The following is a 22,406-nucleotide window of genomic DNA, read 5'->3' as shown; positions in this document are numbered from 1 at the left end:
AACTTTAAAACCAATATATTTTTCGAAATATTCCTTTAGTTATTAAAAGGTTATTGTGTATTATTCTGTTGACCCCCTCTGCTTGAACAAGAAGAGGGTTGGGGTGAGGTTAAAAAACGAATTTTCTTTGATTTCATAAAATTTCCTTTTATCTTACATCGATTTGTGCCCTATAAGGCCATTCAAGCTACTCAAAACAGAAAAACAAATAGTTACTTATGAAAATACTTAATGTACAAGCATTGCGCGGACCGAATATTTGGAGTGTCAGCAGAAAGAAATTGATACAAATGCGATTGGATTTGGAAGATTTAGAACAGCTTCCAACAAACAAAATTCCTGGATTTCGTGAACGATTAGAAGCCATGTTTCCAACGATGATCGAACACCGCTGTTCCGAAGAAGTTAGAGGAGGATTCTTTCAACGCATCGAACGTGGAACTTGGATGGGACATGTAATTGAACACATTGCATTGGAGACTCAATCGTTGGCTGGAATGGAAACAGGTTATGGAAGAACGCGCGAGACCAAAACTCCCGGAGTTTACAATGTTGTTTTTAGTTATGTTGAAGAAAAAGTAGGAATTTTTGCTGCTGAATCTGCAGTAAACATCGCCCAGGCTTTGGTAGATAATAAACCTTACGATTTACAAGCCGACTTAAAAAAGATGCGTGAAATCCGTGAAGATGTTCGTCTTGGGCCAAGCACCGGAAGTATTGTGGATGAGGCTGTTGCACGCGATATTCCTTGGATTCGCTTGGGAACAAATTCTCTTGTTCAGCTGGGATATGGCGTTAACCAAATGCGTTTTCAAGCAACAATCACCTGTAAAACCAGCAGCATTGCTGTTGACATTGCTTGTAATAAAGAGCAAACCAAACAAATGTTGGATGCGGCTTCCATTCCGGTTGCCAAAGGAGATATTTGTGTGGATGAGGAAGATTTGGAAGCAACTATCAAGCGCATCGGTTATCCGATTGTATTAAAACCGTTGGATGGTAATCATGGTAAAGGGGTTTCTATCAATGTAAATAAATGGGAAGACGCTGTTGCCGGAATGTTGTTCGCACAAAAATATTCCAGAAAAGTAATTGTTGAACGCTTTGTAACCGGCTTCGATTTTCGAATGTTGGTCATCGACAATAAATTGGTGGCTGCCGCGCAACGCGTTCCGGCCAATGTGATTGGTGATGGAAAACAAACCATTCAGCAGTTGATTGATGAAACAAACAAAGATCCGCGCAGAGGATATGGACATGAAAATGTGTTGACGGAGATTGCAGTCGACAGAGATACCATGGATTTGTTGGAAAAGAAAAATTATACACTAGAAAGTATTCCTCCTGCAAAAGAAGTGGTGTATTTAAAATCAACCGCGAATTTAAGTACGGGTGGAACATCCATTGATGTAACCGACATGGTGCATCCTGAGAATATATTTTTAGCAGAACGTATTTCACGTGTCATCGGATTAGATGTTTGCGGAATTGATATCATGGCAAAAAATCTAACACAATCACTCAAAGAAAATGGTGGTGTTATTTTAGAAGTGAATGCTGCTCCTGGATTTAGAATGCACTTGGCACCATCCGAAGGATTGCCACGTAATGTAGCTGCTCCGGTAATCGATATGTTGTATCCGTTAGGAAAACCTTCACGCATTCCAATTATTGCAGTGACTGGTACCAATGGAAAAACAACGACTACTCGTTTGATCGCACACATCGTAAAAAATAATGGCTACAAGGTAGGCTTCACCACTTCCGATGGAATTTATGTGCAAAATCACATGTTGGAAAAAGGAGATACCACTGGTCCGTTGAGTACCGAATTTATCTTGAAAGATCCCACCGTTGAATTTGCAGTTCTGGAAACAGCACGTGGTGGAATTCTCCGCTCCGGTTTGGGCTTTAGCAGATGCGACATTGGAATCATTACGAACATTCAAGAAGATCATTTAGGAATAAGTGATATTCACGATTTGAAAGATTTATCGCGTGTGAAAGCGGTTGTTGTTAACAGTGTGAAGAAAGATGGTTGGGCGGTGTTAAATGCGGAAGACGTAAATTGTGTAGAGATTGCAAAAAATTTAGATTGCAAAGTGGCGTACTTCAGTATGAACGAACATTGCGATGTGATTGTGAATCATTGTCGCACAGGCGGTATTGCAGCCATCTACGAAAACGGATACATCACCATCAAGAAAGGCGATTGGAAAATGCGTGTGGAAAAAGCAACACATGTTCCATTGACCTTAAACGGAAAAGCAAAATTCATGATAGCGAATGTGCTTGCTGCTACTTTAGCGAATTATTTGTGGGGATTCAAAACGGAAGACATTAAAACATCGTTGGCGACATTTATTCCGAGTGCCGCACAAACTCCGGGACGAATGAACATCTTCGACTTTAAGAAATTTAAAGTGATGATTGATTTTGCGCACAATCCATCCGGATATTTAGGGGTGGAAGATTTTTTACAAAGTATCAAATCGGCACATAAAGTTGGAATTATAGCAGGAGTGGGCGATAGAAGAGATGCCGATATTAAGGATTGCGCAATAATTGCTGCACGAATGTTTGATCACATCATCATCCGACAAGAAAAACATTTGCGTGGAAGAACAGAAGAGGAAATCATTAATTTAATTATTGATGGAATCAAATCGGTTGATAAAGCGGTGACTTACGAAATTATTCCGAAAGAAACCGATGCCATCAAACACGCTATTAACATTGCAAAAGAAGGAACATTCATTACTGCTTTAAGTGATGTAATTACCAATGCGATTGAAGTGGTGCAACAACATTTGGATAAAGAAGTAGAGGAGGAGGCGTAATGCCACAGATTCACAGATTTTTATTTTGGTTAGTTAATGAAAGAAAAGATTGAGCGACTTTTAAAAAACTATTCAAATACAAGAAGAAGTTGGGAGTCTTGGTGTTATTTGGTTTCATCTGGTGATTTCGACTTTTATACTGGCAGATTTGATTACGAAACTTCTGTTAGAAAGATAGCAGACAACAATAAACTGCTTTACCATTTGCGATATCTTGCTTTTAAGGATTGTCATATCGAATTATATAAAATAGTAAAGAACACCACCAATAATAAAGATAATATTTTCATTCTGTTGAATCTTTTAAAAATCCAAAGACCAGATTTACAAAAAGAAATTCAAGAGTGCTTAAAAATGTTTGAAGACCTCTCTGCTGAAATAAAAAAAATGACAACTGTGCGAGACAAGTTTTATGCTCATTTGGATCCAGACTATAAAGAGCATCTCGACACGAAGAGTGGAATGGAAGAATATAACAAAACTCTTATTGCAATCGAAACAGCAATAATTCTTTTGACATCAAGAGAAACACTACAGAAAGTGTTGGATGAAATTCCCTCACGGAATGACTTTAATTTAGACCTTAAGTAATATTAAAATCTGAGATAATTTTATTTTTAAAATTTAATCAGTGAATCTGTGGCTTACTCCTTCGCTTTCTTATACAACGGCACCGTAGAGCAAGGTTCGCCATACATAATACTTTTTGCAACGGGACGAAGCATGCTGGTGATTTGAACATAAGCTGCTTTCGGGACAGGTAAATCTCCACAGCCTTTTATAACAATACGCGCATCTTTGTATTGATCAATGTTTAATTGGCTTAAAATTTCAGAGTATAGAATTGTTTCCAAGGTTTCTAAATCACCAAAGACAACTTTTTTCGCAACCGGTTCTAATTGTGTTGCCAACAACATATATGCCCAGGTAGGAACAATTGCATCTGCCGAACAAATCAATGCAACATATTTGTCTTTGTATTTAGTCCAGTCTTCGTTTTTAATAAATTCCCGAAAGTCTTTTTCACGCAAAATCAATCCTTGAAACAAATGATCTTTGATGTCAAACAAAACCCGCTCGCCCTCAGGATAAAACGCCTCCAGGTCGATGGTTACGAGTTCGCTTTGCGAAACTTTATTTATAATTTCTTCACTCATTATTTCTTTTCAAGTAGTCGACTTTCCCTAAGTCAAAGTATATTACATAAAACCCAACTCCAATTGTGCAACTTCACTCATCATTTCTTTTTCCCAGGGCGGTTCAAATGTTAATTCAATTTTAGCAGAACGGATTCCTTCTACATCTCTTAGTTTATCTTCTATTTCAGGAGGTAAGGTTTCAGCAACCGGACAACTCGGTGAGGTCAATGTCATTTTCACAACTAAATTATTTTCCTGATCGATGTTGATTTCATAAATCAAACCTAGTTCCCAAACATCAACAGGGATTTCCGGATCGTAGCACGTTTTAATCGTGTCGATTACGCGTTGCGTTAGTTCGGTGTTGTATGTATTTATAATTGCAGGCATTTTTCAGTTCAAGGTTTAAAGTTTAAAAGTCCAAAGTTGTAGGATCAAAATTCATTTTCTGCGATTAGCAAACTTTGAACTTTGAACGTTCTAACTTTAAACTAGCTTATTCTTATAAGCCAAAGCATCCAGCTTCATTTGTTTAATCATGCTTAACAAACCATTGCTTCTGGTGGGCGAAAGATGTTTTGTTAATCCTATTTTTTCTATAAAATCCAATTTGGCATCGATAATTTCTTGAGGTGTATGATTGGATAACACCCGTATCATCAAAGCAACCATTCCTTTGGTGATGATCGCATCGCTGTCTGCAGTATAAACAACTTTGCCGTCTTTTAGTTCAGAATGCATCCACACTTGACTTTGACAACCTTTGATGAGCTTGTCCTCCGTTTTATACTTCTCCTCAATCATCGGCATCGATTTTCCTAAGTCAATTAAATGCTCGTAACGTTGCATCCAATCTTCGAACATCTCAAACTCTTCAATAATTTCGTTTTCTATTTCTTCTATCGTCATAACAGTCCAAAGTTAAAAGTTAAAATGTCCAAAGTTTAGTTAAACTTAGCACCTTTTAATTCTGAGTCTCTTAAATAATTTATAAACCCACTAATCATTCTACTAGTATCAAACACGAGTGAATTTAATTTTTCAAATTCTTCTTTAGTGATATAATCTAAATCATAAGCAACATACAATTGTGCTCTTACCTCTCCAGCCGAACCTTTTGAAATTGATAAAAACTGTCTAAATTCTTTACTGCCATTTCTTTCAAACCCTTCTGCAATATTAGAAACAATAGAAACACTAGCTCTTCTGATTTGGTCTCTCAATCCATAATCTTTACTAAATGCTCCACCATTTGAAACTTTGTATATCTCCTTATTTAATTCACGTGCTTTTTGCCAAGCTTGAATATCTTCGAAGCTATTGATTTTTGCCATAATACTTTTTAACTGTTCAACTTCTTTTACTATTCTTCTTTCGTTTATAACATTCCAACTTTGGACATTTAAACGTTGGACTTTCCCATTACTTCAGCATATTAATCGCTTTCTTTAATCCTTCAATAAACACATCAATCTCTTCTTTGGTATTATAGAAAGCAAACGATGCTCTTAATGTTCCGGGTACCTTGTAAAATTGCATTAACGGTTGTGTACAATGATGTCCGGTGCGAACAGCAATGCCTAATTGATCCAGAATGGTTCCCACATCAAATGGATGCAAACCATCCACAACAAATGAAATCACACTTGCTTTTTCTTTTGCTGTACCAATAATTTTTACGCCTTCAATTTTTAAAAGTGCTTCGGTGGCGTACACTAATAATTCGTGCTCGTAAGCAGCAATATTTTCTAATCCAATTTCATTTACATAATCAATTGCCGCAGCAAGTCCAATTCCACCTTCGATATGAGGCGTTCCTGCTTCAAACTTTAAAGGCAAACCGGCATACTCTGTTTTTTCAAACGTAACGGTTTTAATGGTGCCACCTCCAACTTGATATGGTGGTAATTCATTTAACCATTTTTCTTTTCCGTAAAGAATTCCAACTCCGGTCGGACCGAAAAGTTTATGTCCGCTAAACACATAAAAATCTGCACTCAACAATTGAACATCTACACCCGTATGCGGAACCGCTTGCGCACCATCCACCAATACGGGAATGTTTTTTACATGTGCCAATGCAATGATTTCTTCAATTGGATTAATGGTTCCAAGTGTATTGGAGATATGTGTTACAGCAACAATCTTTGTTTTGTCTGTTAATAAACGCTTGTATTCGGAAATGATTAATTCTCCATTTTCATTAATCGGAATCACTTTAAGGATGGCACCTTTTTCTTCGCATACTTGCTGCCATGGAAGGATGTTGGAGTGATGCTCCATTGCAGATATTAAAATTTCATCTCCTTTGGAAATGAATTTTTTTCCGAATGAGCTTGCTACTAAATTGATAGAATCGGTTGTGCCTCTGGTGAAAATGATTTCATGTGCATGTTTTGCATTCAAATGTTTTTGAACGGTAGAACGAGCATTTTCATAAGCAACAGTAATTTCCTGACTTAACGTATGAACACCACGGTGAATATTTGCATTTTGATTTTTATAATACGTATCAATTGCATCAATCACCGATTTTGGTTTTTGAGCCGTAGCGCCATTGTCGAAATAAATAAGCGGTTTTCCATTTACTTTGCGAGAAAGTATCGGAAAATCTGCCCGTATTTTATGGATGTCAATATTCAATTTGGATTGGACTTTTAGCACAGTCATTTTTACGATTGCAAAGTTAAGAATAATTCTAAATAGCGAGCCTTTTGCCCTAAAATAATGTATTTTAAAGGAGTTATTATCGTGTGATTCTAGTTAGAATGGGAATCTTTTTTGAGGTGAGTTGCCTTTAAAATTAAACCTAAGTCCCTTTTTAGCAGCGGTTAAAGTCCTTCTCCTTTTTCAAGGAGAAGGATTTAGGATGAGGTTGTTCAATTGTGTATTTTTGTCATGTGAAAACCCCCATTTATTTAGATTACAATGCCACAACACCTGTCGACCAACGGGTGTTGGATGTGATGTTGCCCTATTTTAACCAAAATTTCGGCAATGCAGCCAGTCGCACCCATGCGTTTGGTTGGATTGCGGAGGAAGCTGTTAAAGTTGCTCGTCAGCAGGTGGCCAATCTCCTAAATTGTTTGGATCAGGAAATTGTTTTTACATCCGGTTCAACCGAAGGAATTAATTTGGCCATTAAAGGTGTTTGGGAAAATTATCAATCGAAGGGCAAACACATCATTACCGTAAAAACAGAACACAAAGCGGTGTTGGATACCTGCAAAGCGCTTGAAAAAAGGGGAGCATTAGTTACCTATTTGAATGTGGACAGAGAGGGAATGATTGATTTGCAAGAATTAAAAGAGGCCTTAACTCCGGAAACCATTCTTGTTGCTGTTATGTATGCAAATAACGAAACAGGAGTGATTCAGCCAATCAAAGAAATTGCAGATCTCGTGCATGCTAATCAAAGTTTCTTATTTTGTGACGCCACACAAGCAGTTGGTAAAATTACAATTGATGTGCAGGAAGAGCATGTAGATATAATGTGTGTGAGTGCACATAAATTTTACGGACCGAAAGGTGTTGGAGCCTTGTATGTTCGTAGAAAGGATCCGCGAGTTACTTTGTTTCCACAAATTGATGGAGGAGGACATGAACGTGGATTGCGTTCAGGGACATTAAATGTACCTGGAATTGTTGGCTTAGGAAAAGCTTGCGAACTTGCTGCACAAGAAATGTGGGATGATGCTGTGCGGATCTCCAAATTGCGCACACGCCTGGAGCAATTGTTATGTGAACGACCGAATACCTTTATCAATGGGAGTACAAAAAATCGGTTGTACACGACTACGAATATTTGTTTTGGTGGCATCCGCTCCGAAACCATCCTAAAGCAAATTCCATCCATTGCGGTTGCGATGGGCTCAGCCTGTAATTCTGCAGTTGCTGAACCATCTCATGTTTTAAAAGCGATGGGCTTGAGTGATGAAGATTCCTATTCCTCTATTCGCTTTAGTTTAGGGAAATACACCACAGAGGCAGAAATCAAAGAAGTAATCGAAACATTTAAATCCGTTTGTTTTTAATGTCTTGTCTATCAGTGTTTTGCAAGTTATTTGAAGTAAATTCAAATCCGATTAAACTTTACCATTTTCACTACGTCTAACCACAAATACAGGTGATGCAGCAGTATACAGATCAGGAAATAATAGCCATGTTTCAGAACGAGCAATCGCGAAATATGTCCATTCATTTCATGATGAAACAATATCAAGAACGATTATACTGGCACATTCGAAAAATTGTAATTGATCATGATGATGCAGATGATGTTTTACAAAACACATTTATAAAAGCATGGAAGGGAATGGAAACATTTAAAGGCGATTCGAAAATTTATACCTGGTTATTTAGAATAGGAACCAACGAATCGATTTCTTTTTTAAGACAAAAGCGCAGCAATGTAACGTCCATTCATCCGATTGAGTATCATTTAAGTAATTCGCTTTCATCGGATACGTATTTTGAGGGAGATGAGATACAGTTGAAATTACAAAAAGCAATTTTGACATTACCAGAAAAGCAACGCATCGTTTTTAATATGCGTTACTACGATGAAACACCATACGAGGAAATGTCGGAAATTCTGGAAACATCTGTTGGAGCATTAAAATCATCGTATCACATTGCGGCAAAGAAGATTGAAGAAGTGTTGCTTAATCGTTAGGACGTGAAGTTGAAAGAATTCAGATGACTAAATAAAATAGAATACTTTGTCCCTATGGGGCAAAGAAGATAGAAGAAGTGTTGCTTAATAAATAGAATTTAAGATGAGTAAAAATAATTACAATAACCTAAACGAAGAAAATTTCTTATCCCAATGGGAGAAGAAAAATTCGTTTGCTCTTCCGAAAGGTTATTTTGATTCTTTTTCTGCGCGTGTAATGAACAAGATTGAACACGAACAAGAATTAGCCGCCTATAAAACACTTTCTGAAAATCGAAAATCAACGTTTACGGTGCCGCAAAATTATTTCGAAACGCTTGCCAATGCTATAGAATATAAATACGAACTATCAGCTTTTCCAGAATTGGCAACTACTAAAAAGCCAGTTCTAAAGTCCCTGCCTGAAAATTATTTTCAAAATTTAGAAAAGAAAGTTGTTGATAAATTGGAATTAGAATCGGAATTAAAAGAATTTTCAGTACTCTCTTCAATTCCAAAGAAAAATGTTTTTAAAGTGGCTCCTGCTTATTTTGAAGAGAAGTCCGAAGATGTAAAGGAAAAAATGCATAGTACTAAACAGCAATCCGGTGTCGTTCGACAATTGATTTCTGTCTTGTTCAAACCTCAAATGGCGATTGCTGCGAGTTTGGTTCTAATTGTCGGTCTTTCTGCAATCTGGTATTTTAATCAAAAAGATACTACCGTTTTAAAGGGTGATTGCATGACATTGGCGTGTTTAGAAAAGAATGAAATCTTAAATGATAAGAACATTCAGGATTTTGATGATGAAAGTTTATATGAAATGGTGGACGAAGCGTTATTGGATCAACAATTAACTACCGATGAAGTTTCGGCTGACGATTCTCTTAATTCGAATAAAAAATAATGAAATTGATTTTTAAACATATCCTTTTTACGCTCCTGTTGGTGTTTGCCATCAACACCGCCTTTGCACAAGGTGATAAGAAGGATAAGATTGATGCATTGAGGGCTGCATTCATTTCTAAAAAGGTAAGCTTTACTGCTGCTGAATCCCAAGCTTTCTGGCCTTTATACAATGAAATGAACGATAAGCTGGATGCTGTTCGCAAAACATTCCGCTTGCAATACAATGCCAAAACAAATTACGATTTTGCAACCGACAAAGAAGCAGAAGCGTATTTGGCGGCTGAATTAAACGTAAAACAGAAAGAGTATGAACTCTACAAAGAATATTACGATAAATTCAAAAAAATTCTACCGGTCAAAAAAGTTTCCGCTGTAAGACGAGCAGAAGAAGATTTTAAAAAGGAATTAATCAAAATAGTGAAAGAAAACTGATAGAATTGTGAAGCCGAATAAACGATATCTAATTTTACTGATAAGCTTTGTACTTTTTGCTACAAAGCTTTCAGCATTTATTGCTACCGATTCTACAAAAAAGGTAAAACCTCCCAAGCATTACTTCAACAAAACATTTTACCTCGATTATTATTCAACCGGAAAAAGAGATTTGGATACCATTAATCAGGTTTCCAAATTGCTTGGTTCTTACCAAGTGAGTCAGTTTTCAATCGGGTATAATTTCCCGATTGTTACACGAGATATTTATAACAAAGACAGTACGAAAATTTCTACCTTAAATTTATTGCTTACAGGAAATTTTACAAGTTTGAAACTCAATTTCGAAGGGATTGATAAACACAACCTGAATAAGCTTTCAGTTGGTTGCAGAGGTTTTTACAGTAATGGAAAGAAGAGTATTTTCTTTGTTGAGTTATCACCATTTGTTACGCGCGACAGAGGATATGCATACACCAAAACCTACCGCTTGGCATCCACCCTTCTTTATAATTTTACTGCAAACGAATATTTTAGTTTTAGAGTGGGATATACACGCTCCTTCCTTTGGGGTAATCGTTATCAACTTCCTTACGTTGGAATCCGTGTCGGGCGATTGGATAAAACAAATTTCAGTATTCAGTTTCCACGCGGAATGACACTCAATGTGCCGATTGGTAAATATGTGCGTACCAGTTTATACACCAAACCACAAGGTGGGCTCTATACATTTGCAAACACCGATTCACTGAAAATCGGCAGCATTGAAGACAACGATAAATTGTATTTTGGGCGATATGAATTTTTATCAGGATTACGTTTGGATGTTCAACCCTCTAATTTTTTCAACCTTTATGTAAGTGGTGGTTTCACAACCAGAAATCAAATTCAGTTTTATTCGACAACTCTTGTTAGAAATAATTCAGCTACTTATAAAAACTATTATTCTGAAAGAATTAAAGGAAGCATTTTTGTCAATTTCGGTTTGGTACTTCGTTTTGGTAAAACAAAATCAACTTACAACAATAGCTTGATGTATGATGCCAAAGACCTGAATAATACAATTGATTCGGGAGATAATGGTATAAACAAAGGAAATGGAGACATCCCAACTGTACCTAAAAAAATCAAAAAAATAAATCCGGATGAAATATTGGATTTAATTGAAACACAGGATTTATATTAAGGAAATTACTTTTTCTCCTTTTACTTTCATCCTGCCAATCGGTTGTGCAAATGCTGCTAATCCTTCTTCAACCAATCGTTTTTCAAATTCATCTTTGTGTTTCGGATCGATGGTAATTAACAAACCTCCGTTCGTTTGTGGGTCGCAGAGTGTCAGCAACGAATCTCCGGTGATGCCTGAAACCTTCGGGTCGTAGCCACTCCAGTTTCTAAAACTATTATCAGGAACACACATTTGAGCGGTATAAAAATTTAAGTCTTCAATCAAAGGAACTGCTGCATAATTTATTTCTGCACTCAATCCTGCGCCCTCAGCCATTTCAATCAAATGGCCAAGTAACCCAAAGCCGGTGACATCCGTCATGGCTGTTACAAAATCCAATGGTCCCAGTTGTGCTCCTAGTTTATTGAGTTGCATCATTTGTTTTGCTGCAACGCCTTTGTGTTCTTCTTTTAACACACCTTTTTTTTCAGCGGTGGTTAAAATGCCTACGCCAATTTTTTTGGTGAGGTAAATCAAGTCCCCTTCTTTAGCCGTATTGTTTTGCTTTAAATTTTTTAAATCGATGATACCGGTAACGGCTAATCCGAAAATGGGTTCCGGACTGTCAATGCTGTGGCCACCGGCAAGCGTAATTCCGGCTTCCGCACAAACGATTCTCGCTCCGTCAATTACTTTTTGAGCCAGTTCGGGCGATAGTTTATTAATGGGCCAACCTAAAATGGCGATTGCTAAAAGCGGTTTGCCGCCCATAGCATATACATCACTTATGGCATTGGCAGAAGCAATTTTTCCAAAGTCGCTTGCATCATCCACAATCGGCATAAAAAAATCGGTGGTGCTGATGATGGCTTGTCCGTTTCCAATAGCATACACTGCTGCATCATCTTTGGAGCTGTTTCCAACAATTAAATTTTTGTCGGATGGAGCAACAAAATTTGATTTAAGAATTTCTTCTAAAACATGAGGTGCAATTTTGCAACCGCATCCGGCACCATGAGAATACTGTGTTAATTTGATTTCTTCCATATGTTTTACCGCTGAGTTCGCTGAGAAAACGGGAGACACGCGGAGTTTTTTTATTTGTTAATATTACTTTAATAGTGTGTTTTAATCTATAAATTTCTCCTTTTTTCTCTGCGTATCCTCTGTGCTCTCTGCGGTTAAATGTTCATAATCGCTTTAGCGATAGACTCTACATCCATTTTCTCAAATTCACAATGAATCATTTTTTCTTTTTCTCTATTCTCTTCTCCGTAACTATATGTTTTATCATAATACACCAAACAAATTTCAAAGGCAGTTTTTAAATCACCCTCTTCAATTGCCTGAACAGCCCGTTTTACATGTTGCCCACCCAGTTTTTTTCCAATACGTGTGGTTGCTGTGATGAGTTCTTCCTTACTAAACTTTCCGTATTCACTTACCAGATAGTTGACACGTTCTTCTGTGGGCAAGTCAATAGAAACAACCAATGCATTTTTCATTTGTTCCCAAAATCCTAGTGGAATAACGGTGGTGCCGATTCTTCTGCTTTCATTTTCTACCCACACTTTTTTCTGAGCATCAGTTTTTGAAAAATGTAAAGCGAGTTCATTTTCAAATTGTTCTTGTGACGGTTGTGGTTCTTCTCCTAATGAACCAAATGATGAACCTTTGTGATGAGCAATTTTTTCGAGATCAATAATTTGTTCATTTTGTTTTTGCAACGCATGAAGAATCATTGTTTTTCCACTTCCTGTTTTTCCACCGAGTACGACAATGTTTTTTTGTTCATTAAAACTTCCCAGTATCTGTTTGCGATAGTTTTTATATCCACCTTTTAATGTCAAACATTTAAATCCGTAAGTTTCTATGAACCATGCCATGCTGGAGCTGCGCATTCCGCCACGCCAGCAATGCACGAGAAATGTTCCGTTTTTATTGAGCTTAATGGCTTCTTGAACGAAGGAGTGTAATTTCGGACCGACAAGCTCTAACCCTTTTAAGATGGCGGGTTGTTTGCCTTCTTTTTTATACAATGTTCCAATCACAATCCGTTCTTCATTTGTGAAGATCGGAAGGTTGATGGCTCCCGGAATATGCCCTTGAGCAAATTCGGCAGGCGTGCGTACATCCAATATCGGATGTGTATCCGAAAGTTTTGTGAATTCTTCTATGTGGATTGGTGTAGGCAAAATTATTTTACCTCTTGCATCAATTTACGAATCAATGGTGAAATCGCGATTAATATAATTCCGGCTATCAACGCATAAATTGCTAATAGTTGGTAGCCATCGGTATACAATTCCAGTTTCGTGTTTAAGCTTGCATTTTCATCCGGACTCGACATTCCTGCTCCCAATAAACCTGCAGCATATTGTCCGTATGCACTTGCTAAAAACCAAAAGCCCATCATCATTCCTGATAATCTTTTTGGTGAAAGTTTTGTCATGATGGATAAACCGATCGGTGACAGCGCAAGCTCACCAAACGTAATCACCAGGTAGGCAATGGTAAATGCATTCAAGGATGTTTTTCCGGTTTCATCTGCAAAGAATCGCGTGTAATAGAAAATATAAAATGCGGCTGCTAAAAATAAAAATCCGATTCCGAATTTAATCACTGTATTCGGTTCGATTTTCTTTTTCGCCAAGGCCAACCAGATTAATCCGAGTATCGGACTGAAGATGATTACAAATAATGAGTTGGAAGTGTTGTTGACGATGTTCGGATTGATTTCAAAAAATAATAAATTGTGGTGTAAATTATCTTGTGCGAAAAGCGCCAATGAACCACCGCTTTGCTCGAAGAACGCCCAGAAGATGATGGAAAAGAGAATAAAGATGAACGCTGCAATTAATTTCTTTTGTGCTTTTAAATCTCCTTCTTTGATGGTTTCATAAATGAAATATAAAAAAGCAAGTGGTCCGATGGAGTACATAAAATAATCCGTATAATCGGTGTTCTTAATCATGATGAAGATTAATGGAATGCTTAACAAAGCACCAACATATACAATCACCTCTTTTGTAATACGTTTGTTAGCAGGTAAGCTTAACAACGGAGAATTTCCAATAGGTCCCAGCCATTTTCTGGTAAATAAAAATGTTACTAATCCGAGTACCATTACTACTGCAGCAGAAAGAAAAGCATAACTCCAGCCATAATCTTTACTGGTTCCTAAATACACACAAACAGCACCGCCTAATAAAGCTCCGATGTTGATACCCGAGTAAAACAATCCGAATCCGGCATCGCGTCTTGGATCTCCTTCTTTATACAATTCGCCTACCATGGAAGAGATATTCGGTTTAAAAAATCCGGTTCCGATAATGGAAAGGGTAATGCCGAGGTAGAAAAATTCTTGTGGTGAAATGGCAATGATGATGTTTCCGACAATCATCACCAATCCTCCAAATAAAAGTGATTTTTTAAATCCTAAAAATTTATCTGCAAAAATACCTCCCACAAATGTAAAAGCATACACAAAGGCTTGAATGGCTCCGTATTTCAGGTTGGCATCTTTATCCGACAAGGATAATCCTAAAATCTGATCAGCCATAAAGATGGTTAAAACACCACGCATTCCATAGAAACAAAAACGTTCCCACATTTCTACCAAAAACAAAAACCATAATTGTTTCGGATATTTTCCTTTGAAATCCTGAATTTGTTCTAATGTCAATTCTTTTTCCATGGTGTATTATTTTTTATGAAAGATAGTATTTTTAATTTACAAAGACGAATCTGTTCCCCTCTCCATCTAGAGAGGGGTTAGGGGTGAGGTCGCTAGTCACGAGGTGAAACCGTAACCTGTTTCGCAATTTCCATTGCACGCTCTTTTACTTTGTTTACATCACTTCCAACTTTATCATACGTTAATGCAACAGCCATTCTTCTGTACGGACGAGTAATTGGTTTTCCAAAAATACGAATATCACTTTGTGGATGATTCATGGCTTTATCTAATCCTGTGAATGTTGGATTGGTTCCTTCTTTGTCAGCCAAAATTACTGCACTTGCACCAACTCGTTCTAATGTAATTTCAGAAATGGGTAATCCTAAAATCGCACGAGCATGCAATTCAAATTCTGAAAAATTTTGAGTTCCTGCTAAAGTTACCATTCCGGTATCGTGCGGACGAGGAGATAATTCGGAGAAATAAACACCATCATCTGCCAGAAAAAATTCTACGCCCCACAATCCCGAACCTGTTAATGCTTTTGTGACTTGTTCCGCCATATGCTGTGCTTCTTTTAAATGCTCTGCTTTTATTTCAGCCGGCTGCCAACTTTCTTGATAGTCGCCTCGTTCTTGGCGATGACCGATAGGTGGGCAGAACAATGTCTTTCCGTTTTTTTGTGTGACGGTTAACAACGTAATTTCAGAATTAAATTTTACAAATGCTTCAGCAATCACTTCGCTGTAATCGCCACGCTTGCCTGCTTGTGCATAGTCCCAAGCTTTTTGAATATCGGCTTCGGTTTTAATAACGCTTTGTCCTTTTCCCGATGAACTCATCAATGGTTTAACAACGCAAGGTATACCAACAGTTTTCACTGCCGCAACCAATTCTTCGAAACTGTTTGCATATTCATATTTGGCCGTTTTTAATTTTAATTCTTTTGCTGCCAAATCACGAATGGCTTTTCTGTTCATGGTGAAGTTGGCCGCTTTCGCGCTGGGAACAACAGTGATGCCTTGTTTTTCATAATCGTAAAAACGTTCGGTACGGATGGCTTCAATTTCCGGAACGATTAAATCCGGTTGGTGTTTAGCAACAATTCTGTCGAGTTCTGCACCATCCAACATGTTAATCACTTCGCGTTCATCGGCTACTTGCTGTGCTGGTGCATCATTATAAGAGTCAACAGCAATCACATATTGTCCCAATCGTTTAAGTGCGATGACAACTTCTTTTCCGAGTTCGCCTGAACCTAAGAGCATTATTTTCTTACTCATTTTGATAAATCTATTTTATTATTAATCCGTTTACAGGTGTTCTACATCTGTTTTGCTGTTCAAAGTTAATTGAATAGCTGGATTATAAAAACAAAAAAAGAGAGAAATAGAATGAACAATTTCTCTCTTTTAAAACAAAGGATATTAAACTTATTTGACGATTAATTTCTGACTGTATATTTTGTTGTTGGAAGATGCTACAACTATATAGGTTCCTGCTGCAAGTGTTTGCTCTGAGTCGATTGCGACCAGCTGATTGTTTTCGGTAACTAATATCACTTTTGAAAACGATTCTCTTCCTGCAATGTCTCTTACCACCACCAGCACTTCCTGATTTTCCAATCCACTGATGTTGAGATTAAATCCTTCGTTGGCAGTTGCAGGATTTGGGAAGAGCGTCATGCCACCATCACCAACACTATAGTTCACCGGAACAATTGCGGAGTAGGTAAACGAACCATTAAAATCCGTTTGTTTTAAACGATAATAAGAAATGCCTGTATACGGAGAATAATCCACATCGGCATAATCGATGATGGAGGTGCTGTTACCGGCTCCATCAACAGTTATCACCGGTTCAAAGGTGATTCCATCTTTTGATTTTTCAACGGTAAAAAAATCATTGTTGGTTTCGCTGGCTGTAGACCAAGTTATATCCACCTTGCCGGAATTCATAATGGCATTGAAGTTTAACAGTTGCATCGGTAATGGACTCACCGGATAATCATGTGTTCCAACAGTATAATAGCCATCGGTGGTTAAATTGATTCCATTAAATTTTACACGATCACCGGGTGTCGCGTTCGCTGTTGCCAATTCTGTCCAGCTGCCCGTTAATCCTGCTCTGTAAAGTAAAACATAATCCGAAGTGGCACCAAGTACAACGGTTCCAACACCTCCATCACTCATGTCAAACTCGATGTTTGTATTGATGGCTGTGGACGTATTGGTTACATCAACATACCAAATGCGTTGCCAGCGGGCATTCAATGTTCCTGTCATCCCGCCAACATCGGAAGTAATTTGTGCATTCGCAACGGAGGCATGTCCGGCAAGAATATAGTCTCCATTGTCTAAACCCGAATTGACTGTGATGCTGAATCCGGCAGCAGCAGAGGCCGCAAAGGAAGAGTTGTTTCCTGAACTTTCTTGTCCCACACCTGCTACCTCTCGATCAAAATCTCCATTTGCTGCATCGTCACCTACATACTTATTATTTGTACTTAATGCAATATCGTATTTGGCAGATAAATAATTGTTGACGATGATGCGCTGTGCATCATTTAAGGTGTTGCGGTACATGATAATTTCCGACATGTAACCATTAAAAGGTCTGTTGTCGGCCGAATGTGTTGCGCCAATCACTAGTGCTGATGGTTTATCTCCAATAGTTGCGCTGGATTCGGTTGCCGTTTTGCGTAAATTTTCTCCTTCGTATATTTTTGAGCGGTTGGCAGCGGCTAATGATCCATCATAAACCACATCAATGATGTAGTTGGTGTTTGCTGAAAATGTAGTTGGAGTGGTGCTGAACCGATTGCCCAATCCATCGATATCAGCATAAAAATAATTGGTGGTATAATAGAACAGCATAAATGCTTCATCCACATCGATGGTGGTTCTTTTTGAAATGATGCTTTTGGCGTTCCCATCAAATGCTTTTATCCGGCTTACGGTAAAAAACGTATAACCGGCTGTATTGTCTAGGATGGCATTGTCAGGAGCAGTTAAATAATCATTTTGCCCGGCTACACTGCTGTTGTCAAATTCAATGGCAGGCATTCCATTCATCAAGGTTGCTTCGTATAAAGGACGCTGAACGGCTGTTGATTGGGAGACATTGATTCCGTTTCCGGATTGATCATTCCAAGAACTAATTGCTGCACCATCCGTAGTGGTAGATGTTCCGGCATTGGCTTTTAACCACAATACATTGTTGGTGCTTGTACCTACACCTGCAGGACCGGTTTGTGAGGTTAACGTTAAAGAACAAAATACAGCACAAAAAAACAGGACACAAAATCGTGAATTCATAAAGCGGAGTAGTTATATGGTACTAAAGATAGTCAATGAAGGTTATACTGCCAATATTAAATTCGACCAAAACAGTATATAGATAGCCGAAATTGTATGTTTATAGGTATTTCGACTTCTTATATCTAAAGAAACAAAATTTTATATATTTTTGTTTTGAAACCATTTAAAAAACAGTTATTATGATAGCAGTCTATATTCTTTTAAGTATCATTATTGCTTTTTTAATCATTGCTTTAGTGATGCCCACCGCGTTTACTTATGAAGCAGAAATTGTAGTCAATAAAAGCAAAGCGGAAGTGTTTGATTATTTAAAACATTTAAAAAATCAAAATCATTGGAGTGTTTGGAATCTTAATTCTCCTGATATGAAACAAGAATATACAGGGACGGATGGCACTGTTGGTTTTATTTCCGCTTGGGAAGGAAAAAAAGCAGGTAAAGGGGCACAAGAATTAAAAAAAATTGTGGAAGGTGAACGCATTGATACAGAACTGCGTTTTGAAAAACCGTTTAAAGCAACCAATACCGGCTATTTTATTACAACAGCTGTAGATGCGAATCAAACAAAAATTGTTTGGGGCATGTCGGGTGATTCTCCTCGTCCATTCAATGTGATTTCTGCATTCATGAAAGGAACATTGATGAAGGATTTTAATCAAGGACTAACAAACGTTAAAAAGAATTTAGAAAAATAAATATTACATCTTACATTTCACATCATCCATCAAACATCTTATACTATGTACGGAAAATTTCAAGAGTACCTTCAAACCGAGTTGAAAAACATTGAAGATTCAGGTTTATTTAAGCGCGAACGCGTTATCACTTCGGAGCAAGGAGCGGTTGTAAAAGTAAATGGGAAAGATGTGATTATCTTTTGTGCCAATAATTATCTCGGATTGTCGTCACATCCGAAAGTAATTGAAGCCGCACATAAAACCTTGGACCGTCATGGATATGGAATGAGTAGTGTGCGTTTCATTTGCGGAACACAAGACATTCACAAAGAACTGGAACAAAAGCTTTCAAAATTTGTCGGACAAGAGGATACTATTTTATATGCTGCTTGTTTTGATGCAAATGGTGGTGTATTCGAACCGTTGATGGGTGAAGAAGATGCAATTATCTCCGATGAATTGAACCACGCTTCTATTATTGATGGTGTGCGTTTGTGTAAAGCACAACGTTATCGTTATAAAAATTGCGACATGGCAGATTTGGAAGAACAATTGAAAGCTGCTCAAAAAAATCGCTTCCGATTAATTGTTACCGATGGCGTTTTCTCCATGGATGGCTTTGTTGCTCCCTTGGATAAAATTTGTGACTTGGCAGATAAATACAATGCGATGGTGATGGTGGATGAAAGTCATGCAAGCGGCTTTATCGGTAAAACAGGAAGAGGAACCATCGAATTAAAAAATGTTATGGACCGTGTCGACATTGTTACCGGAACATTGGGAAAAGCATTGGGTGGAGCCATGGGCGGATTTACGTCCGGGAAAAAAGAAGTAATTGAAATGTTGCGCCAGCGTTCTCGTCCATATTTGTTTAGTAACTCGTTAGCGCCTCACATTGTTGGCGCTTCCATTGCGGTATTGGACATGTTGAATGAAACAACCACACTTCGTGATAAATTAGAAGCAAACGTTAACTACTTTAAACAAGGAATTAAAAAAGTTGGATTGGAAATTAAAGAAGGTGATTCTGCAATTGTTCCTGTTATGTTGTACGATGCAAAATTGGCACAACAGTTTGCTGCAAAATTATTGGATGAAGGTATTTATGTGATTGGATTCTTTTATCCGGTTGTTCCGAAAGACAAAGCACGTATCCGCGTGCAACTATCTGCTGCACATGAAAAAGAACATTTGGACAAAGCATTGGCTGCGTTTGAAAAAGTTGGAAAAGAATTGGGAGTCATCAAATAATATTTTCACTTCCGAAATTATTGTAAAAGCCTTTCGCTGTGTGCGGAGGGCTTTTTTATTGATTGACATTCTGCACCAAGCTACCGATGAAACCACACGCTATTCCCAATCCGTGAATTATGTAACTTATTCTAAAAGTGATGTAATACATTTCCCTTTGTTTGAACGCACCTTTGTGTCGTAATAAATTAACACAATTAAAAACAAAGCAATGAAAAAATCAATTTTAATAGCAGGAGCATTCTTATTTGTTGGAACCAGTATGGTGTCGTGTAAAAAGGATTATACCTGCAGATGTTCAAAAACCTATACAACAGGAACAGGAACTTCTACACAGAATTATTCGGTATACACGTATAACGACAGTCGTAAGCGTGCAGAAGACAGATGTAATGAAAACGTTTCTTCAGGAACAGATTTTTGGGGAGATTACAGCATCAATTGTGATATAGAATAGTTTAGAGTTGTCTTAAAATTAGTACCACTAGTAATCTAAAGACAGAATCAACGGGATGAGCAGGAGAGCGCTCATCCTGTTTTTTTTATGTTCCGCTCTCAACTCCCTTTCAACTTCTTCTTTATTGTTTTCCTACGAAATCTCGGAATCGAAAAATAGTTCTACTTTTGTGAAAATCAGAACAGACTATGTCGCACAATTCAGAAAACAGCTCCTCTCACATTATTCAGAGTTTAGTCATTAATCTACTTATTGCTTTGTCGAAGGCATTTGCTGCTTTTATGACGCGCTCCGGAGCCATGTTAGCGGAAGCTATCCACTCTTTTTCCGATTGTGCGAATCAGATTTTGTTATTAATTGGTGTGCGTCAAGGACAAAAAGAGGCGAATGAGAAACATCCGCTGGGTTACGGACGAGCCGTGTATTTCTGGTCGTTCATGGTAGCCATGTTGTTGTTCTCCATTGGTGGAATGTTTTCCATATATGAAGGAGTTCATAAACTGCAACATCCTGAACCAATTGAACACATCTCTTGGGGGATTGGCGTATTAGTGTTTTCAATTATTTTGGAATCGTATGCCATGTTTTCTAATATAAAAGAAATTAATGCACGAAAAGGAAAGCACAGCTTCTTCAAATATTTACGCGATACAAAAGACAGTGATTTGGTGGTCGTGTTTGGCGAAAACTCTGCAGCAGTATTCGGTTTGGTGTTTGCAATTGTAGCTATGTTGCTTTCCTATGTCACAGGTGATGGTCGTTACGATGCATACGGTTCCATCGCCATTGGTGTTATTTTAATTTTGGTGGCGATCTTTTTATCGGTGGAAGTAAAATCGTTGTTGATTGGTGAAAGTGCCAACGAAACCATCATGGAAGAGTTAAACAAAATTATTGACCGTCACAAAGAAGTGGTTGAACTCTTGCGTTGTGTTACCATTCAGCAAGGACCGGGTGAAGTGATGATGTGTATGAAGATTAAATGCGATTCCACCATTTCAGCTTTGGAAGTAAGTAAACTTATCAATAAGCTGGAAGAAGAAATACGTACCGCCACTCCCGAAGTAAAATGGATTTTTGTGGAACCCGATATGCAAGAGTGGAAACAAGTTTCTGCGTAATCGAATTTAAACCATTTTTACCCTTTCTTTTTTAATCACCGGAGTAGTTAGCCCTTGTGCACGATTAAAAATAAATACATTAAATTAATATACCGATTGGTATTTTATTTATATTTGTGCATTCATTTCAATTAAACGATGTCGAAAGCCGAACGTACCAAACAATTTATCATCGAAAAAACAGCACCTGTTTTTAATGCAAAAGGCTATGCCGGCACATCGATGAACGATTTAATGGTGGCAACGGGCTTAACGAAAGGCAGCATCTATGGGAATTTTGAGAACAAAGATGAAGTAGCATTAGCTGCATTTGATTATAATTTCGGCAAAGTGGTAAGCTATCTCCGACACGCCATTGAAGCACGTACCAGCTCCATTGATAAATTGTTGGTGTACCCCGAAACGTATCGCAACTTTTTAAAACTACCATTCCTGAAAGCAGGATGTCCCGTTCTTAATACCTCTACAGAAGCGGACGATACCCATCCGTTGTTGAAAGAGAAAGCGGTGAACGCATTAAAGTTGTGGAAAACATCAGTCGAAAAACACATTACGGTTGGAATACAAAATAAAGAAATCAAAGCGACTACCAATGCTTCCGAATTTGCAGCCATCTTGATGTCGCTCATCGAAGGGGCCGTGATGCAAGCAAAAGTGACCGGAAAACATACAGACCTAAATACGACCATGGACTTTTTGGAAAAATTAATTGAGGATTTGAAACGCTAAAAATTTTTTGAGTATAAATATACCGAACGG

22 protein-coding genes are annotated in these 22,406 nt (G+C 37.8%); 12 read left to right on the top strand and 10 right to left on the bottom strand.

The window, feature by feature from the left end; translation table 11 throughout:
- Positions 1-218 precede the first annotated feature (218 nt).
- Positions 219-2,840 carry a cyanophycin synthetase gene (gene cphA / locus IPP64_17385; GenBank protein MBL0331135.1) on the top strand — a complete coding sequence of 874 codons (2,622 nt, stop codon included), beginning with the start codon at positions 219-221 and terminating at the stop codon, positions 2,838-2,840.
- Positions 2,841-2,876: 36 nt separating this feature from the next.
- Complete coding sequence (locus tag IPP64_17380; GenBank protein MBL0331134.1) at positions 2,877-3,431, top strand: hypothetical protein; 555 nt, start codon at positions 2,877-2,879, stop codon at positions 3,429-3,431.
- Positions 3,432-3,484: 53 nt separating this feature from the next.
- On the opposite strand, the gene IPP64_17375 is transcribed toward IPP64_17380, so the two are convergent.
- From IPP64_17375 to IPP64_17355, 5 genes are all read right to left on the bottom strand, one after another.
- Positions 3,485-3,997 (bottom strand): DUF2480 family protein, encoded by a 513-nt coding sequence (locus tag IPP64_17375; GenBank protein MBL0331133.1) that lies wholly within the window; start codon positions 3,995-3,997, stop codon positions 3,485-3,487.
- A 42-nt stretch (positions 3,998-4,039) separates the two neighbouring features.
- Positions 4,040-4,369, bottom strand: a complete 330-nt coding sequence (locus IPP64_17370) for a DUF59 domain-containing protein (protein ID MBL0331132.1) — start codon at positions 4,367-4,369, stop codon at positions 4,040-4,042.
- A 96-nt stretch (positions 4,370-4,465) separates the two neighbouring features.
- Positions 4,466-4,888 (bottom strand): SufE family protein, encoded by a 423-nt coding sequence (locus IPP64_17365; GenBank protein ID MBL0331131.1) that lies wholly within the window; start codon positions 4,886-4,888, stop codon positions 4,466-4,468.
- Positions 4,889-4,923: 35 nt separating this feature from the next.
- On the bottom strand, positions 4,924-5,313 hold the full coding sequence (locus IPP64_17360) for a four helix bundle protein (GenBank protein ID MBL0331130.1): 390 nt from the start codon (positions 5,311-5,313) through the stop codon (positions 4,924-4,926).
- Between the two features lie 88 nt (positions 5,314-5,401).
- Positions 5,402-6,616, bottom strand: coding sequence for a cysteine desulfurase (locus IPP64_17355; protein ID MBL0331129.1), 1,215 nt, complete (start codon positions 6,614-6,616; stop codon positions 5,402-5,404).
- 263 nt (positions 6,617-6,879) lie between these two features.
- Here IPP64_17355 and IPP64_17350 point away from each other — a divergent pair, with 263 nt between their 5' ends.
- The 5 genes from IPP64_17350 to IPP64_17330 all read left to right on the top strand — a co-directional run bounded on the left by IPP64_17350 (position 6,880) and on the right by IPP64_17330 (position 11,160).
- A complete protein-coding gene (locus tag IPP64_17350; protein MBL0331128.1) occupies positions 6,880-8,013 on the top strand; it encodes an IscS subfamily cysteine desulfurase in 1,134 nt (377 codons plus the stop codon).
- Positions 8,014-8,108: 95 nt separating this feature from the next.
- Positions 8,109-8,654: an RNA polymerase sigma factor gene (locus tag IPP64_17345; GenBank protein ID MBL0331127.1), complete on the top strand. Its 546-nt coding sequence runs from the start codon at positions 8,109-8,111 to the stop codon at positions 8,652-8,654.
- A 103-nt stretch (positions 8,655-8,757) separates the two neighbouring features.
- Entirely contained in the window at positions 8,758-9,540 is a 783-nt protein-coding gene (locus IPP64_17340; protein ID MBL0331126.1) for a hypothetical protein, read from the top strand.
- Positions 9,540-9,974 (top strand): hypothetical protein, encoded by a 435-nt coding sequence (locus IPP64_17335; protein ID MBL0331125.1) that lies wholly within the window; start codon positions 9,540-9,542, stop codon positions 9,972-9,974. The genes IPP64_17340 and IPP64_17335 overlap by 1 nt, the downstream gene beginning before the upstream one ends.
- 7 nt (positions 9,975-9,981) lie before the next feature.
- The gene (locus tag IPP64_17330; protein ID MBL0331124.1) at positions 9,982-11,160 is read left to right on the top strand and encodes a hypothetical protein; all 1,179 of its coding nucleotides are present in this window, start codon (positions 9,982-9,984) and stop codon (positions 11,158-11,160) included.
- On the opposite strand, the gene selD is transcribed toward IPP64_17330, so the two are convergent.
- From selD to IPP64_17305, 5 genes are all read right to left on the bottom strand, one after another.
- Positions 11,152-12,189 (bottom strand): selenide, water dikinase SelD, encoded by a 1,038-nt coding sequence (gene selD / locus IPP64_17325; GenBank protein MBL0331123.1) that lies wholly within the window; start codon positions 12,187-12,189, stop codon positions 11,152-11,154. The two genes, IPP64_17330 and selD, sit on opposite strands and share 9 nt — an antisense overlap.
- Positions 12,190-12,323: 134 nt before the next feature.
- Positions 12,324-13,337, bottom strand: a complete 1,014-nt coding sequence (gene mnmH, locus IPP64_17320; protein ID MBL0331122.1) for a tRNA 2-selenouridine(34) synthase MnmH — start codon at positions 13,335-13,337, stop codon at positions 12,324-12,326.
- A 2-nt stretch (positions 13,338-13,339) separates the two neighbouring features.
- Positions 13,340-14,839, bottom strand: a complete 1,500-nt coding sequence (locus IPP64_17315) for a peptide MFS transporter (protein MBL0331121.1) — start codon at positions 14,837-14,839, stop codon at positions 13,340-13,342.
- 92 nt (positions 14,840-14,931) lie between these two features.
- Positions 14,932-16,104: a formate-dependent phosphoribosylglycinamide formyltransferase gene (purT, locus tag IPP64_17310; GenBank protein MBL0331120.1), complete on the bottom strand. Its 1,173-nt coding sequence runs from the start codon at positions 16,102-16,104 to the stop codon at positions 14,932-14,934.
- A 150-nt stretch (positions 16,105-16,254) separates the two neighbouring features.
- Positions 16,255-18,138, bottom strand: coding sequence for a T9SS type A sorting domain-containing protein (locus IPP64_17305; GenBank protein ID MBL0331119.1), 1,884 nt, complete (start codon positions 18,136-18,138; stop codon positions 16,255-16,257).
- Between the two features lie 182 nt (positions 18,139-18,320).
- Here IPP64_17305 and IPP64_17300 point away from each other — a divergent pair, with 182 nt between their 5' ends.
- From IPP64_17300 to IPP64_17280, 5 genes are all read left to right on the top strand, one after another.
- Positions 18,321-18,836, top strand: coding sequence for an SRPBCC family protein (locus tag IPP64_17300; GenBank protein ID MBL0331118.1), 516 nt, complete (start codon positions 18,321-18,323; stop codon positions 18,834-18,836).
- A 45-nt stretch (positions 18,837-18,881) separates the two neighbouring features.
- Entirely contained in the window at positions 18,882-20,069 is a 1,188-nt protein-coding gene (gene kbl / locus IPP64_17295; protein ID MBL0331117.1) for a glycine C-acetyltransferase, read from the top strand.
- 211 nt (positions 20,070-20,280) lie between these two features.
- Positions 20,281-20,526 (top strand): hypothetical protein, encoded by a 246-nt coding sequence (locus tag IPP64_17290; GenBank protein MBL0331116.1) that lies wholly within the window; start codon positions 20,281-20,283, stop codon positions 20,524-20,526.
- A 188-nt stretch (positions 20,527-20,714) separates the two neighbouring features.
- Positions 20,715-21,647: a cation diffusion facilitator family transporter gene (locus IPP64_17285; GenBank protein MBL0331115.1), complete on the top strand. Its 933-nt coding sequence runs from the start codon at positions 20,715-20,717 to the stop codon at positions 21,645-21,647.
- Positions 21,648-21,785: 138 nt separating this feature from the next.
- Positions 21,786-22,376, top strand: coding sequence for a TetR/AcrR family transcriptional regulator (locus tag IPP64_17280; GenBank protein ID MBL0331114.1), 591 nt, complete (start codon positions 21,786-21,788; stop codon positions 22,374-22,376).
- Positions 22,377-22,406: the final 30 nt, after the last annotated feature.

It is taken from the genome of Bacteroidota bacterium (genome assembly GCA_016722565.1).
GTDB lineage: Bacteria > Bacteroidota > Bacteroidia > 2-12-FULL-35-15 > 2-12-FULL-35-15 > 2-12-FULL-35-15.
The sequence above is the reverse complement of the archived record's forward strand: the minus strand, read 5'-3'. Positions and strand labels throughout refer to the sequence as shown.

Bases quoted from the DNA above. Each gene is read 5' to 3' on its own strand.
- cphA (MBL0331135.1), top strand. From the start codon at position 219: ATGAAAATACTTAATGTACAAGCATTGCGCGGACCGAATATTTGGAGT.
- IPP64_17380 (MBL0331134.1), top strand. From the start codon at position 2,877: ATGAAAGAAAAGATTGAGCGACTTTTAAAAAACTATTCAAATACAAGA.
- IPP64_17375 (MBL0331133.1), bottom strand. From the start codon at position 3,997: ATGAGTGAAGAAATTATAAATAAAGTTTCGCAAAGCGAACTCGTAACC.
- IPP64_17370 (MBL0331132.1), bottom strand. From the start codon at position 4,369: ATGCCTGCAATTATAAATACATACAACACCGAACTAACGCAACGCGTA.
- IPP64_17365 (MBL0331131.1), bottom strand. From the start codon at position 4,888: ATGACGATAGAAGAAATAGAAAACGAAATTATTGAAGAGTTTGAGATG.
- IPP64_17360 (MBL0331130.1), bottom strand. From the start codon at position 5,313: ATGGCAAAAATCAATAGCTTCGAAGATATTCAAGCTTGGCAAAAAGCA.
- IPP64_17345 (MBL0331127.1), top strand. From the start codon at position 8,109: ATGCAGCAGTATACAGATCAGGAAATAATAGCCATGTTTCAGAACGAG.
- IPP64_17340 (MBL0331126.1), top strand. From the start codon at position 8,758: ATGAGTAAAAATAATTACAATAACCTAAACGAAGAAAATTTCTTATCC.
- IPP64_17335 (MBL0331125.1), top strand. From the start codon at position 9,540: ATGAAATTGATTTTTAAACATATCCTTTTTACGCTCCTGTTGGTGTTT.
- selD (MBL0331123.1), bottom strand. From the start codon at position 12,189: ATGGAAGAAATCAAATTAACACAGTATTCTCATGGTGCCGGATGCGGT.
- IPP64_17315 (MBL0331121.1), bottom strand. From the start codon at position 14,839: ATGGAAAAAGAATTGACATTAGAACAAATTCAGGATTTCAAAGGAAAA.
- purT (MBL0331120.1), bottom strand. From the start codon at position 16,104: ATGAGTAAGAAAATAATGCTCTTAGGTTCAGGCGAACTCGGAAAAGAA.
- IPP64_17305 (MBL0331119.1), bottom strand. From the start codon at position 18,138: ATGAATTCACGATTTTGTGTCCTGTTTTTTTGTGCTGTATTTTGTTCT.
- IPP64_17300 (MBL0331118.1), top strand. From the start codon at position 18,321: ATGATAGCAGTCTATATTCTTTTAAGTATCATTATTGCTTTTTTAATC.
- kbl (MBL0331117.1), top strand. From the start codon at position 18,882: ATGTACGGAAAATTTCAAGAGTACCTTCAAACCGAGTTGAAAAACATT.
- IPP64_17290 (MBL0331116.1), top strand. From the start codon at position 20,281: ATGAAAAAATCAATTTTAATAGCAGGAGCATTCTTATTTGTTGGAACC.
- IPP64_17285 (MBL0331115.1), top strand. From the start codon at position 20,715: ATGTCGCACAATTCAGAAAACAGCTCCTCTCACATTATTCAGAGTTTA.
- IPP64_17280 (MBL0331114.1), top strand. From the start codon at position 21,786: ATGTCGAAAGCCGAACGTACCAAACAATTTATCATCGAAAAAACAGCA.